At 70.1% G+C, this 15,865-nt stretch carries 1 protein-coding gene; it reads left to right on the top strand.

Features of this window, described 5'->3' with window-relative positions; all coding sequences use genetic code 11:
- Positions 1-125: 125 nt before the first annotated feature.
- The gene (locus SD37_RS26645) at positions 126-15,818 is read left to right on the top strand and encodes a type I polyketide synthase (RefSeq protein ID WP_065912991.1); all 15,693 of its coding nucleotides are present in this window, start codon (positions 126-128) and stop codon (positions 15,816-15,818) included.
- The last annotated feature ends 47 nt before the right edge of the window (positions 15,819-15,865 follow it).

The following is a 15,865-nucleotide window of genomic DNA, read 5'->3' as shown; positions in this document are numbered from 1 at the left end:
GGGGTCACCTAGGGGTTGTCGCCCCCGTCGCTCGTCGAATACTTTTTTCTTTGGTTCCCGGCACCGCGATCGATCGTGCCGGTCAAGGGTGTATTCGTGGTCTGCGGTGATCGAGGTGGCTCAGATTGGCCAGTGAAGACAAACTTCGCGAGTATCTCAAGTTGACCACCACTGACCTGCATCAAACGCGCAGGCGCCTGCGCGAACGGGAAGTGGCCGAGCAGGAGCCGATCGCCATCGTCGGCATGGGCTGCCGGTACCCCGGCGGGGTCCGCACGCCGGAGGAGCTGTGGGACCTGGTGCTGGCGGGCACCGACGCGGTCGGCGGCTTCCCCGACGACCGCGCCTGGGAGCTCGACCAGCCGGAGTTCGCCCGGCTCGGCGGGTTCGTCGACGACGCCTCCGGGTTCGATCCCGCGTTCTTCGGTATTTCCCCGCGTGAAGCGCTCGCGATGGACCCGCAGCAGCGACTGTTGCTGGAGACCTCGTGGGAGGCCTTCGAGCGCGCGGGCATCGCCCCCGACGCGGTGTCGGGCGCGCGGATCGGTGTGTTCATGGGCACGAGCAGCCAGGACTACGCCGCGGTCCTGCGCGCCTCCGCCGAAGACACCGAGGGCCACCTGCTCACTGGCAACGCCGCCGCCGTGGTGTCCGGGCGGCTTTCGTACACCTTCGGCCTGGAGGGCCCCGCGGTCACGGTCGACACCGCCTGCTCATCCTCGCTGGTCGCGATCCACCTCGCCGTGCAGGCCCTGCGCCGCCGCGAGTGCACGATGGCGCTGGCGGGCGGCGTGATGATCATGTCCACGCCCGGCGCGTTCCTGGAATTCTCCGCCCAAGGCGGGCTGGCCGCCGACGGCCGGTGCAAGGCGTTCGCCGAGGGCGCGGACGGTACGGGCTGGGGCGAAGGCGTCGGCGTGCTGTTGGTCGAGCGGTTGTCGGACGCGCGGCGGCTCGGGCATCGGGTGCTGGCGGTGGTGCGTGGTTCCGCGGTGAACCAGGACGGTGCGTCGAATGGTTTGACGGCGCCGAATGGTCCTTCGCAGCAGCGGGTGATCCGCGCGGCGTTGGCCAGCGCTGGGCTCTCACCGTCCGATGTGGACGCTGTGGAGGCGCACGGTACGGGTACCGCGCTCGGTGATCCGATCGAGGCACAGGCGTTGCTGGCGACTTACGGCCAGGACCGGGAGCGGCCGCTGTGGCTCGGTTCGGTGAAGTCGAACCTGGGACACACACAGGCGGCCGCGGGTGTCGCGGGCGTGATCAAGATGGTCATGGCCCTGCGGCACGAAAAACTGCCGAAGACACTGCACGCCGACCAGCCCTCGTCCCATGTGGACTGGACAGCGGGTGCGGTCGAGCTGCTGACCGAGGTTCAGGACTGGCCGGCGGGCGCCACTCCCCGCCGGGCAGGGGTGTCCGCGTTCGGCATGAGCGGGACCAACGCGCATGTGGTGGTCGAAGAGGCTCCGGCGGCCGAACCCGTCGACACGGTGCCCGCGCCGGTGGCGCCCTGGGTGTTGTCGGCGAAGTCGGCGGACGCGCTGACCGAGACCGCCGCCCGGCTCGCCGGCTTCGCCGCCGACCGTGAGGTTGCGGGCGTGGCTGCGGGGCTCGCGGGTCGCTCGGTGTTCGGGCACCGTGCGGTGCTCGTCGGCGAGGATCAAGCCGGTCTGGCTGCCGCGTTGGCTGCGGGTGAGCAGCCTGCCGGTGTGGTGCGGGGTTCTGGTTCGGCTGTTGAGCGCGTCGTGTTCGTGTTCCCCGGTCAGGGTTCGCAGTGGCTGGGCATGGCGTCGGCTCTCTTGGAAGAGAGCCCGGTTTTCGCGTCACGCATGGCGGAATGTGACAGCGCTTTGCGGTCCTTTGTGGACTGGTCGTTGTTTGACGTGCTGGACGACGAGGCTGCGTTGGGCCGGGTTGATGTTGTTCAGCCGGTGTTGTGGTCGGTGATGGTGTCGCTGGCTGAGGTGTGGCGTTCGCTCGGCGTGATTCCCTCGGCGGTGGTCGGCCATTCTCAGGGTGAGATCGCCGCGGCGGTGGTGGCTGGTGGTTTGAGCCTGGAGGACGGGGCTCGGGTGGTGGCCTTGCGCAGCCAGGCCATCGCCGCGGAGTTGGCTGGTCTGGGCGGAATGTTGTCGGTGGCCGCGCCGGTGACCGAGGTCGGCGAAGGTGTGTCGATCGCCGCGGTGAACGGCCCGAACGCCGTAGTGCTCTCGGGCGACCCCGAGGCGTTGGCCGCGACGAAGGCCCATTATGAGGCCGAGGGTATCCGGGCCCGTTTGGTGGCGGTGGATTACGCGTCCCATTCCGCCCATGTCGAACGGATCGAAACGCAGCTCGCGGAGTTGCTCGCGCCAGTGACGCCGCAGACTGGCGATGTTCCGTTCTATTCCACAGTGGACTCCCGATGGTTGGACACCACGGAACTGACGGGTGGCTACTGGTATCGGAACCTGCGCCAGACAGTGCAGTTCGCTGATGCGGTAGAGCAGCTGGCCAGCGAAGGTCAGCAGATGTTCGTCGAGGTCAGTGCTCATCCGGTGTTGACGATGGCGATCGAGGACACCGTCGACGTTCCCGTGGTCGGCACACTACGCCGCGACGAAGGCGGACTAGAGCGATTCCTGCTCTCCGCGGGGGAGGCGTTCTGCCATGGCGCGGACGTCGACTGGCACACGCTTCTTGGCAAGGCCGGGACCGTTCCCGAAGACCTGCCCACCTACCCGTTCCAGCACGAACGCTACTGGCCGACGAGTTCGCCCGCGCTGCACGGCGACGTCGCCGGGGCCGGGCTCGGCGCCATGGGACAGCACCCGTTGCTCCGTGCCGTGGTCGAAGTGGCCGGGGGCGACGAGGTCCTGCTCACCGGTCGGCTTTCGCTGAGCACCCACCCCTGGCTGGGCGAGCACGTGGTGCTGGGACGGGTATTCCTGCCGGGTACCGCTTTCGTGGAACTGGCGGTACAGGCGGGTGACCGCGTGGGCTGCGCCAGGGTCGAGGAGCTGACGGTCGAGGTGCCGTTGGTACTGCCCGCGACCGGCGGAGTCCAGGTGCAACTCGTGGTCGGCGCGGCCGACGAGGCGGGGACGCGTGGCCTGGTCTTCTACTCCCGGGAAGAAGAGGGGATGCCGTGGACGCGGCACGCTTCGGGCGCCCTCTCGCCGGACCCGGGCACGGCCGAGGGCCTGCGCACCTGGCCGCCCGCGAAGGCCGAACCGGTCGACATCGACGGCCTGTACGCCGGACTCGCGAGTGTCGGACTCGAGTACGGTCCGGTCTTCCGTGGCCTGCGTGCGGTGTGGGAGCGCGGGGACGAGGTGTTCGCCGAGGTCGAGTTGCCGCGTGAGGAGCACGCCGGCGCGGGTGACTTCGGACTGCATCCCGCGCTGCTCGACGCCGGTCTCCACGCACTGGGCGCGGTGTCGTTCGGCGGTGGCGGGGCGTACCTGCCGTTCTCCTGGAGCGGCGTGTCCCTCCACGCGACCGGCGCACCGGCGCTGCGGATCCGGCTGACCCGGCACGCGGGTGACAGCGTGTCGCTCCTGGCCGCCGACGGCGCCGGAAATCCCGTCGCCTCAGTGGAGTCACTGGCACTGCGGCCCGCGTCGGCGACGGGCGCCGGGCGGTCGAAGAACCTGTTCCGGGTCGCCTGGGAAACCCTCCCGCTGCCCGACGCCGAATTCAGCGCACTGCCGGAGTACGCGGAACTGGCCGACGGCGAGCCCGTGCCGGACACCGTCCTTCTGCACTGTGAAGGTGTTGATGGTGATCCACATCGGACTGTCCATAAGGCACTCGCGGTGGTGCAGGACTGGCTGACGCAGGAGCGGTTCGCGGGCTCGCGGCTGGTCTTCGTGACCAAGGGCGCGATCGCCGCGGCCCCCGGTGAGGACGTGCCGGACGCCGCTTCGGCGGCGGTCTGGGGCTTGGTGCGCTCCGCACGTTCGGAGAACCCCGGCCGTTTCGCGCTGGCCGATGTCACCGATCCCGCCGATCTCGGCTTGCTGGCCGCTGCGCTGTCCACCGGTGAGCCCGAGCTGGCCGTGCGGGACGGCGTAGTGCTCGTGCCGCGGCTGACACGTGTCGTCCAGGGCGAAGTGCCGGAGGGAGTCGGCGGGGACGGCACCGTGCTGATCACCGGCGGTACCGGCAACCTGGGCGGACTGGTGGCACGGCACCTCGTCACCGAACACGGCGTGCGTCACCTGCTCCTGCTCAGCCGACGCGGGCCCGCCGCCGACGGAGCGAGCGAGCTGGCCGACGAACTGACCGGACTCGGCGCCGAGGTCGAGGTGACCGCTTGCGACGTCGCCGACCGCGACCAGCTCGCCGCCGTCCTGCGCGGCCTGGACCGGCCGCTGACCGGTGTCGTGCACACCGCGGGCGCGCTGGACGACGGCCTCGTCGACACGCTGACCCCGGAGCGCGTCAGCGCCACCCTGCGGTCCAAAGTGGACTCCGCGGTATACCTCGACGAACTGACCCGTGACCACGACCTCGCCCTGTTCGTAGTGTTTTCGGGAGCCGCGGGGGTCTTCGGCGCCGCCGGACAAGCGGGCTACGCCGCCGCCAACGTCTTCCTGGACGCGCTGGCCCATCGGCGGCGCGCTGCCGGGCTCCCGGCCACCTCACTGGCGTGGGGCCTCTGGTCGCGACTCGGTGGCATCACCGGGCATCTCGGCGAAGCCGACGTAGCGCGGCTCAGCCGTGACGGCGTCGAGGGCCTGAGCGAAGCCGAAGGGCTTGAGCTGTTCGACGCCGCACTGGCCGCGGACGAACCGCTGCTGGTCCCGATCCGGCTCCAGACCGACGGCCTGCGCGGCGCGAAGACCGAGGTCCCGCGGTTGCTGCACGGCCTGGCCGGTATCCGGCCGGGACGTGGCAAGGCCGTGGCAGGCACCGGACTCGGCGACGCGACCCTGCGGCAACGGCTCGCCGCGCTGTCCGGGGCCGACGCCGAACGCGTGCTGCTCGACCTCGTCCGCACCGAAGCCGCCGCGGTCCTCGGTTACCGCTCAGCCGAGGCGATCGAAGCCGATCGCGCGTTCCGCGAGCTGGGTTTCGATTCGCTCACCGGCGTCGACCTCCGCAACCGGCTCAAGGCCGTCACCGGGGTGCGGCTGCCGGCGACGGCGGTCTTCGACCACCCCGCGCCCGCCGTGCTGGCGCGGTTCCTGCTCGATGAGCTGGCCGGTTCGACCCCGGCCGAACGAGCGGCGCCGACCAGGGTGAAGGCGGACGACGAGCCGATCGCCATCATCGGCATCGGTTGCCGTTTCCCCGGCGGGGTGGCTTCGCCGGAAGACCTCTGGGAGCTGCTGACCGCCGAGACCGACGCGGTCGGCGGATTCCCCGCGGACCGCGGCTGGAGCACCATCGCGGACGAGTCCTACGCGCCTCAAGGCGGTTTCCTCTACGACGCCGCCCAGTTCGACCCCGGCCTGTTCGGCATTTCGCCGCGGGAAGCGCTGGCGATGGATCCGCAGCAGCGAGTGCTGCTGGAGACCGCGTGGGAGGCGTTCGAGCGTGCCGGGATCACCCCGGCCCAGGTCCGGGGTAGCCAGACCGGTGTGTTCGTGGGCGCCGCGGCACAGGGCTACGCGGTGGGTGCCGAGGCGCCCGACGGAGTGCAGGGTCACGTGCTGACCGGCACCACGCCGAGCGTCGCGTCCGGGCGGATCGCGTACAGCTTCGGGCTGGGAGGCCCGGCGATCACCGTCGACACGGCTTGTTCCTCTTCGCTGGTGGCACTGCATCTGGCCGCACAGGCACTCCACAAGGACGAATGCGAACTCGCGTTGGTGGGTGGGGTCACCATCATGTCCACCCCGAACGCGTTCGAGGAGTTCGGCGCACAGGGCGGGCTCGCGGCGGACGGCCGCTGCAAGCCGTTCGCCGACGCCGCCGATGGCACCGGATGGGGTGAAGGCGCGGGCATGCTGCTCGTCGAGCGGCTGTCGGACGCTCAGCGCCGCGGCCACCGGGTGCTGGCCGTGATCCGCGGCAGTGCCATCAACTCCGACGGCGCCTCGAACGGGCTGACCGCGCCCAACGGCCCGTCGCAGCAGCGGGTGATCCGCGCCGCCCTCGCGAGTGCCGGGCTGGAACCGTCCGAAGTGGACGCTGTCGAGGCACACGGCACCGGGACCGCGCTGGGTGACCCGATCGAGGCACAGGCGTTGCTGGCGACCTACGGGCAGGACCGGGAAGAGTCGTTGTGGCTCGGGGCGGTCAAGTCCAACCTCGGGCACACCCAGGCCGCGGCGGGGATGGCCGGGGTGATCAAGATGGTCATGGCCCTGCGCCACGGTGTCCTGCCCAAGACGCTGCACGTGGACGCGCCGTCGACGCAGGTGGACTGGTCCGCCGGTGCGGTGGAACTGCTCACGGACGCCCGCGCGTGGCCGGACACCGGACGTCCCCGGCGGGCGGGTGTCTCCTCCTTCGGGATCAGCGGGACGAACGCGCACACGATCCTCGAACAGGCCCCGGTCGCCGAGCCCGCCGCCGCCCCGCGGCTGCCCTCGGTGGTGCCGTTCGTGCTGTCCGGCAAGACCGCCGCGGCCTTGCGAGGGCAGGCCGCGCGGTTGCTGTCCCTTGAGGACAGGGAACTCGCGGACGTGGCCTTCTCGCTGGCGACGACGCGGTCGGCGTTGGAACACCGCGCCGTGGCCCTCGGTGCGAATCGGGACGAACTGCTGACCGCGCTCACCGCACTGGCGGCAGGTACCTCCTCGGCCGACGTGGTCACCGGGGCGGTTTCCGGCGGGCGGTTGGCGTTCTTGTTCGCGGGTCAGGGTTCTCAGCGTGCGGGTATGGGGGCTGAGTTGTATGCGGAGTTCCCTGTTTTCGCTGAGGCTTTTGATGCGGCGTGTGAGTTCCTGCCGCCGCTAGGGGATCTTGGTCGGACCGAGTTTGCGCAACCGGCGTTGTTCGCTCTTGAGGTTGCGTTGTATCGGCTTGTCGAGTCGTGGGGTGTGCGTCCCGATTTCCTGCTGGGCCATTCGATCGGTGAGATCGCGGCTGCGCACGTCGCCGGGGTGTTCTCTCTGGAGGACGCGGGCAAGCTGGTGTCGGCTCGTGGTCGCCTGATGCAGGCGTTGCCCGCTGGTGGGGGGATGGTCGCGATCGAGGCGACCGAGGACGAGTTCACGCCGACGTCCGAGTTTGGGATCGCGGCGGTGAATGGCCCGAATTCGGTGGTGATTTCGGGCGCGGAGTCGGTGGTTACCCGGATTGCGGAGGAGTTCGCGTCCAAGGGGCGCAAGACGAAGCGTCTTGAGGTGAGTCATGCGTTCCATTCGCCGTTGATGGAGCCGATGCTCGCCGAATTCGCCCAAATTCTTGAGGGCATCACGTTCGCTGCACCGCAGATCCCGGTGGTGTCCACTGTGTCCGGGGGGCTCGCCGCGGACATTGCATCGCCGCAGTACTGGCTCGATCACATTCGTCAGGCCGTGCGCTTTGCCGACGGTGTGGAGGCTCTTGCTGCTGAGGGTGTGACGTCCTTCCTCGAACTGGGCCCGGACGGTGTGTTGAGCGGGCTGGCGCAGGGCTGTCTTCCCGATGCCGAGGCGTTGTTCGTGCCGGTGCTCCGCGGTGACCGGCCTGAGGTCCGGACCGCCATGACGGCGCTCGGCGCGCTGCACACCCGCGGTATCGCGGTCGACTGGACCGCGTTGGTCAACGGAAATCCGGTGGACCTGCCCACCTACGCCTTCCAGCGCGACCGCTTCTGGCTGGAGCTGGGCAGCGCTCCCGCGTCCCCGATGGACGAGGTCGACGCGGCGTTCTGGGACGCGGTGGAGCGTGAGGACCTGGAGTCGCTGTCGAAGTCCCTGGCGCTCGAAGCCGGACAGCCCCTGGGTAGCTTCGTGTCGTCGCTTTCGGCGTGGCGTCAACGGCGTCGTGAGTCTTCTGTGGTCGAGGGTTGGCGGTATCGGGCGGAGTGGGTTCCGGTGCGGGTGCCGGAGGCTCGGCCGGATGGTGAGTGGCTGGTGTTGTCGCCGGTGCCGTTGGCCGAGGGTGATGCGCTCGCTGGTCTTGGTGAGGTTGTCGTCATCGACAGCGCGGAGCAGTCCGCGTTGACAGAGTTGTTGGTGCCGGGTCGTTTCGCTGGTGTGGTGTCCTGTTTGGACGCCGAGTCGACGCTGCTGGTGATCAAGTCGGCGACGGGTACGGGTACGAAGGTGTGGGCGGTGACGCGGGGTGCGGTGTCGGTCGGTCGTGATGACCGGTTGTCGGCGCCGGAGCAGGCGCAGGTATGGGGCTTGGGCCGGGTCGCCGCGTTGGAGCATCCCGAGGTGTGGGGTGGGTTGATCGACCTGCCTGCTGCGGGTGATGCCCGGGTGCTGAACCTGCTGACCGGTGTCGAGGATCAGGTGGCGGTGCGGGCGTCCGGCGTGTTCGCGCGCCGTCTGGTGCGAGCGGCGGCTGCCGGTCAAGAACCGTGGGCTTTCAGTGGCACCGCTCTGGTGACCGGTGGCACGGGTGCGTTGGGTGCTCAGGTCGCGCGGTGGCTGGCTCAGCGTGGTGTCGGGCATTTGGTGCTGGTCAGCCGCCGCGGAGCGGCATCGCCGGGGGCGGAAGACCTCGCGGCGGAGTTACGCGAGGCGGGTGTCGAGGTCACTGTGGCGGCCTGTGATGTGGCTGATCGTGCGGCGGTGGCCGAACTCGTTGGCGGGCTCACGGATCTGTCGGTGGTGGTGCATGCGGCGGGTGTCGCGCAGTCGACGCCGCTGGCGGACTGCTCGGTGGAGGAGTTCCGTGCGGTTGTCGAGGGCAAGGTCGCTGGTGCGGTCAACCTGCACGAGCTGACCGAGGGTCTTGACGCCTTCATCGTGTTTTCCTCGATCGCGGCGACGTGGGGCAGTGGTGGCCAGTCTGGTTACGCGGCCGGAAACGCGTTCCTGGACGCGCTGATCGAGCAGCGCCGCGCCGACGGGCTTCCGGGTCTGTCGGTGGCGTGGGGCCCGTGGGCCGAAGCGGGAATGGCCGCGGGTGAAGCAGGTGACCAACTTGCGAAGCGTGGTCTGCGTGCCTTGGCGCCGGAACGAGCGTTGGCGGCGCTGGAAGGCGCGCAGCACGACACCACGGTCACCGTGGCTGACGTCGATTGGGCCCGGTTCGCGCCGGTGTTCACTTCCCGGCGGCCCAGCCCCCTCCTCACCGAACTGCCGGAAGCGGCGAGCATCCAGGTCGAAACCCCCACCTCCGGACTGCGGGAGGAACTCGCCCGGCTGGACCGCGCCGGGCAGCTGGCGACCCTGCTGGAGCTGGTGCGTACCGAGGCCGCCGTCGTGCTCGGGTACACCGGTCCGGACGACGTCGAGCCGAACCGTGCCTTCCGTGAATTGGGTTTCGACTCCCTGACCGCGGTGGAGCTGCGCAACCGGATGGTCCCGGCGGTCGGGCTCGACCTGCCGACCACGCTGGTCTTCGACTACCCCAACCCCCTTGCTCTCGCGGGACATCTGCTCGACGAGCTGATCGGCGGCTTGGCCGAGGAGGCCGCCGAGCGGTCCGTCATGGTGGACGGCGAGCCGATCGCGATCGTCGGGATGGCCTGCCGGTTCCCCGGCGCGGTGGAGAACCCGGAGCAGCTGTGGCGGCTGGTCGCGGACGGGGTGGACGCCGTCGGTGACTTCCCGGCGGACCGCGGCTGGGATCTGGAGACGCTCTACCACCCCGATCCGGAGAACCCTGGCACCACCTACACCCGCGACGGCGCCTTCCTCGACACGGCCGCGCACTTCGATCCGGCGTTCTTCGACATCTCGCCGCGGGAAGCGCTGGCGATGGACCCGCAGCAGCGGCTTTTGCTGGAGACGTCGTGGGAGGCCTTCGAACGCGCGGGGATCGACCCGGTGTCCGTGCGGGGCAGCCGGACCGGCGTGTTCGTCGGTTCCAACGGGCAGGACTACCTGGTGGTGCTGGCCGGTGCCGAGGACAGCCACGACGGTCACCTCGGCACGGGCAACTCGGCCAGCGTGATGTCCGGCCGCGTCGCCTACACCTTCGGGCTGGAAGGCCCTGCGGTCACCGTCGACACCGCCTGTTCGTCTTCGCTGGTGGCCCTGCACTGGGCCGTGCAGTCCCTGCGCAACGGCGAATGCGAGATGGCGCTGGCCGGCGGGGTCACGGTGATGTCCACCCCGGGCGCGTTCGTCGAGTTCAGCGCCCAGCGCGGGCTGGCGGCCGACGGCCGGTGCAAGGCGTTCGCCGACGGCGCCGACGGTACGGGCTGGGGCGAAGGCATCGGCATGCTCCTGGTCGAGCGGCTGTCGGACGCGCGGCGCAAGGGACATCAGGTACTGGCCGTGGTGCGGGGCAGCGCGGTGAACCAGGATGGCGCGTCGAATGGCTTGACGGCGCCGAACGGTCCTTCGCAGCAGCGAGTGATCCGCGCGGCGCTGGCCGACGCCGGGCTGCGACCGTCCGAAGTGGACGTTGTGGAGGCGCACGGTACGGGGACCTCGTTGGGGGACCCGATCGAGGCTCAGGCCTTGCTGGCGACGTACGGGCAGGACCGCGAGGAGCCGTTGTGGCTCGGGTCGGTCAAGTCCAACGTCGGGCACACCCAGGCCGCTGCCGGGGTGGCGGGCGTGATCAAGATGGTCATGGCGATGCGGCACGGAGTGCTGCCGAAGACCCTGCACGTGGATGCACCGTCGGCGCAGGTGGACTGGTCCGCGGGTGCGGTCGAACTGCTCACCGAAGCCCGCGAATGGGCGGAAAACGGGCATCCCCGCCGGGCGGCGGTGTCCTCGTTCGGGTTCAGCGGGACCAACGCCCACACCATCCTGGAGCAGGCACCCGCCGAGGCGGCCGCCTCGCCGCCGGTCACGAGGATTCCTTCCGTCCTCCCGCTGGTGGTGACGGGCAGGTCGGCCGCGGCCGTGCGGGCACAGGCGGGCAGGCTGGCCGCGGCCATGGAACAGGGCACGGACTCGCTGCTCGACCTGGCGTACTCGCTCGTCTCTTCGCGGGCGTCGTGGGAACACCGGGCCGTCGTCGTCGCCGAGGACCGGTCCGCCGCTTCGCGTGCCTTGCACGGCTTGGCCGAGGGCGGCACTGACGCTTCGGTGGTGGAGGGCACCTCGGTCGGCGGGAAGCTGGCCTACCTGTTCACCGGTCAAGGCGCCCAGCGGCTCGGGATGGGACGCGAGCTGTGCGCCGAGTTCCCCGTGTTCGCCGAGGCGTTCGACGCGGCTTGCGCCCAGTTCGACCGGTACCTGGACAAGCCGTTGCGGGACGTGGCGTTCGGCGAGCCCGAGCTGCTGGACCAGACCGTCTATACGCAGGCAGGCTTGTTCGCCGTCGAGACCGCGCTGTTCCGGCTGCTGGAGTCCTGGGGAATCCGGCCGGACTTCCTGCTGGGCCACTCGCTCGGCGAACTCGTCGCAGCGCACGTGGCCGGCGTGTTCTCCCTCGCCGACGCCTGCGAGCTGGTCGCGGCCCGTGGCAGCCTGATGCAGGCGCTGCCGGTGGGCATCGGCGCCATGGTCGCCCTGGAGGCCACCGAGGACGAGGCGCTGGTGCAGGTGAAGAGCGCCGCGGGTGCGGTGGACCTCGCCGCCGTCAACGGGCCGCGGTCCGTGGTGATCTCGGGTGAGGTGGCCGCGGTGCTGCGGATCGCGGACGAGTTCTCCGCGCAGGGGCGCAAGACCAAGCGCCTGCCGGTCAGTCACGCCTTCCACTCGCCACTGATGGAGCCGATGCTCGCGGACTGGGAGAAGGTCCTCAGCGGACTGACCTTCCACGAGCCGCGTATCCCGATCGTGTCCAATGTGTCCGGTGCCGTCACCGGCGAACAGGCCACGCCCGCGTACTGGGTCACTCATGTGCGGGAGGCCGTCCGCTTCCTCAACGGCGTGGAGACGCTCGCCGCGCACGGCGTGACGAAGTTCGTCGAGCTGGGACCGGACGGCGTGCTGACCGCCATGGCACAGGGTTGCCTGCCCGATTCGGACGCCGTGTTCCGGTCCGTGGTCCGGGGCGACCGGCCGGAAGCGCGGAGCGCGATCACGGCGTTGGCCGGATTGTGCGTCGACGGCTCCACAGTGGACTGGGAGACGGTGTTCGAGGGCACCGGTGCCAGGAAGGTCGACTTGCCGACCTACGCCTTCCAGCGCGCGCCCTTCTGGCTGGAGACCACCTCCTTCAGCGGTAAGGCGGAACCCGCGCTGCTCGGGCTCACCGCCGAGGACCACCCGTTGCTGGGAGCCGCCGTGGAGCTGGCCGACGGCGACGGGATGGTGCTGACGGGGCGCCTGTCCCTGCGGACGCACGGCTGGATCGCCGACCACGTCATCCTGGGGCGGGCGCTGGTGCCGGGTACCGCGCTGGTGGACCTCGCCGTCTTCGCCGGCGACCGGGCCGGGTGCGGCCGCGTCGAGGAGCTGACCCTGCAGGCGCCGCTGGTCCTGCCGGAGTCGGACGGGGTGCACCTGCAGGTCGTCGTCGGGGAAGCGGACGACGAAGGCAGGCGCGTGCTCTCGATCCATTCGCGGTTCGACGGCGCGGCCGCCGACGGCGTGTGGACCAGGCATGCCACGGGATCGCTGTCGGCGAAGCCCGGGGAACCCGGCGCAGGGTCGGCGGAGTGGCCGCCTGCCGGAGCGCGACGGGTGGAGGTCACCGGTCTCTACGAAGGATTGGCGGAGGCAGGTTTCGTCTACGGATCGACCTTCCAGGGCCTGCGCGACGTCTGGGTGCGGGACGACGAGGTATTCGCGAACGTGGCGTTGCCTCCCGAAGCGGCCGGTGAGGCCGGGCGCTTCGGGCTGCATCCGGCACTGTTCGACGCCGGTCTCCACGCGTGGGCCCTGCGGGAGGACGCGACCGAGGGCGGGCGTATCCCGTTCGCGTGGTCGGGCGTGTCCCTGTTCGCGGTCGGCGCGACCGAAGCCAGGGTGAAGCTGACCAAGACCGGCGCGGACTCGCTGTCGATCGAGGTGGCGGACAGCACGGGACAGCCGATCGCCTCGGTGGACTCGCTGGTGCTGCGTGCGGTGTCCGAGGAGTCGTTGCCCAGCGCGGGCGATCACACCGGCAACAACCTGTTCCACCTGATGTGGGAGCCGGTCACCCCCGCGGACGCGGCACCCGAGTGGAGCACGTTGCCGGGCTTCGACCTGAAGCCGGTGCGCGCGGACGTGCCACCGATCGTGGTCGTGGACTGCGCGGCCGACGGCCGGGACACGACCGAACTGACCTCTTCCGTGCTGGCACTCGTCCAGGAATGGTTGTCGGAGAAGACCTTCGACGATTCGCGCCTGGTCGTCGTCACCCACCGGGCGGTCGCGGCGAGTACCGGCGAGGACGTGCTGGACCTCGCGGCGTCGGGGGTCTGGGGCCTGCTCCTTAGCGTGCAGAGCGAACATCCGGACCGGGTATCCGTGGTCGACGTCGACGACGATCCGAGGTCACTGGAGCGCGCGTTGGCGGTCACCGGTGAACCTCGGCTGGTCGCGCGTGGTGGGGACGTCTTCGCCGCGCGGCTGGACCGGGCTTCGCGGTCGGCCGATCTGATGCCGCCGACCGGCGACGCGCTGTGGCGATTGGACAGTGTCGGTAAGGGCACGTTGTCGAACCTTTCGCTGCTGTCGTGGCCGCAGGCCGGAGAACCGTTGGGGGAGTTGGACGTCCGGGTCGAGGTGCGGGCCGCGGGGGTGAACTTCCGTGACGTGTTGAACGCGTTGGGCATGTATCCCGGTGACGCGGGTCTGATGGGTATCGAGGGTGCCGGGGTGGTGCTGGAGGTCGGCTCCGGCGTCACGGATCTGGCCCCTGGAGACCGGGTGCTGGGGCTGCTGTCGGGGGCGTTCGGACCGGTGGCGGTGACGGACTCCCGGATGCTGGCCAGGATTCCGGCCGGATGGTCCTTTGTGGATGCTGCCTCGGTGCCGATCGTCTTCCTCACGGCGTTCTATGCCCTGCGTGATCTGATGGACGTCCGTTCCGGTGAGGCGGCGTTGATTCACGCCGCGGCCGGTGGGGTGGGTATGGCCGCGGTGCAGTTGGCGCGGCATTGGGGTGTCGAGGTCTTCGCGACGGCTAGTGCGGGTAAGTGGGACGCTGTTCGGGCGCTGGGTGTGGCGGACGATCATCTGGCGTCGTCGCGGGACACTGACTTCGAGGCGAAGTTCCTTGCCGCCTCCGGGGGTCGCGGTGTGGACGTGGTGCTCGATGCGTTGGCTGGTGAGTTCGTCGACGCATCGCTGAGGCTGTTGCCGCGGGGTGGCCGGTTCGCGGAGATGGGAAAGACCGACGTCCGGGAGCCGGAGCAGGTCGCGGCCGAGTACCCCGGGGTCCGGTACCAGGCGTTCGATCTGGTGGAGGCCGGTCCGGCGCGGATCGGTGAGATGCTGGCCGAGCTGGTGGCCTTGTTCGAGGCCAGGGTGTTGTCGCCGTTGCCTTCCCGGGTGTGGGATGTGCGGCAGGCGCCGGAGGCGTTCCGGTTCATGTCGCAGGCGAAGCATGTGGGCAAGGTCGTCTTGACTGTTCCGCGTTCCCTTGACGCCGAGGGAACGGTGCTGATCACTGGTGGCACTGGGAATCTGGGTGCTTTGGTGGCGCGGCATCTGGTCGGCCAGGGAGCGCGGAAGTTGCTGCTGGTCAGTCGTCGTGGTGCGGCGGCCCCGGGTGCGGACGCGTTGGTCGCTGAGTTGACCGGTCTGGGTGCCGAGGTGTCGGTGGCCGCGTGTGACGTGGCCGATCGGGACGCGCTGGCCGACCTTCTGTCCACTGTGGATCTGACGGCGGTTGTGCATACCGCCGGGGTGCTGGACGACGGCGTGGTGGAGTCGCTGACTCCTGACCGTGTCGCCGGAGTGTTGCGTCCGAAGGCGGACGCGGCGTGGAACCTGCACGAGTTGACGAAGAACCTTGATCTGGCCGAGTTCGTGATGTTCTCGTCGGCGTCGGGGGTGTTCGGCAACCCGGGTCAGGCGAACTATTCGGCGGCGAATGTCTTCTTGGACGCTCTCGCGGCTCATCGTCGGGCGGACGGTTTGCCTGGACTCTCGCTGGCGTGGGGGTTGTGGGACCAGGAGAACGGCGGCATGGGCGGGACACTCAGCTCCGCCGACCGGGCCAGGGTTTCCCGCTCGGGCAGTGGCGCGCTGAGTCCCGAGCAGGGGCTCGCGTTGTTCGACGCGGCCCGTGCCCGGGCCGACGCGCTGCTGGTTCCCACCGTGCTGGACCTGGGCTCAGGCCAGGCGACCGCGGACGAAGTACCCCCGCTGCTGCGAAGCCTCGTCAAGGTGGTGACCCGCCGGGCGGCGGTCTCGTCCGCCGGCGACACCGCGGCGACCCTCGGGGCGCGCCTCGCGGGGCTGACCACGGCAGAGCAGGACGAAACCCTCGTCGAGGTGGTCCGGGAACAGGCCGCACTGGTCCTCGGGTACCACGACTCGGCCTCCGTGGAGCCCGACCGGTCCTTCCGGGAACTCGGTTTCGACTCGCTGACCTCGGTCGAGCTGCGGAACCGGCTCAACGTGGCCACCGGGCTGAAACTGAGCGCCACCTTGGTCTTCGACTATCCGACGCCGTCGGCGCTCGCCGAGTACCTGCGGGGCGAACTGGTCGGCGAAGAGGCCGCTCCCAGCGTGGACGCCGAGCTCGATCGGCTCTCCGGTGCGCTCTCCGCCTTGTCGGCGGACCGGCGCGAACGAGAGCGGATCGGCGCCCGACTCGCCGCGATCCTCGCCGACTGGAACGACGGCAGGCGCGGGCCCGACGAGGACGGTGACCTCGAGGAGGCCACCGCCGACGAACTGTTCGACTTGCTGGACAAGGGCTTCGGCAGCTCCTGACCTGCTCGACCCCTGATCCCGATCGCTTCGAGGGCGGAAGAATTTCG

The organism is Amycolatopsis orientalis, assembly GCF_000943515.2.
GTDB lineage: Bacteria > Actinomycetota > Actinomycetes > Mycobacteriales > Pseudonocardiaceae > Amycolatopsis > Amycolatopsis orientalis.
The sequence above is the reverse complement of the archived record's forward strand: the minus strand, read 5'-3'. Positions and strand labels throughout refer to the sequence as shown.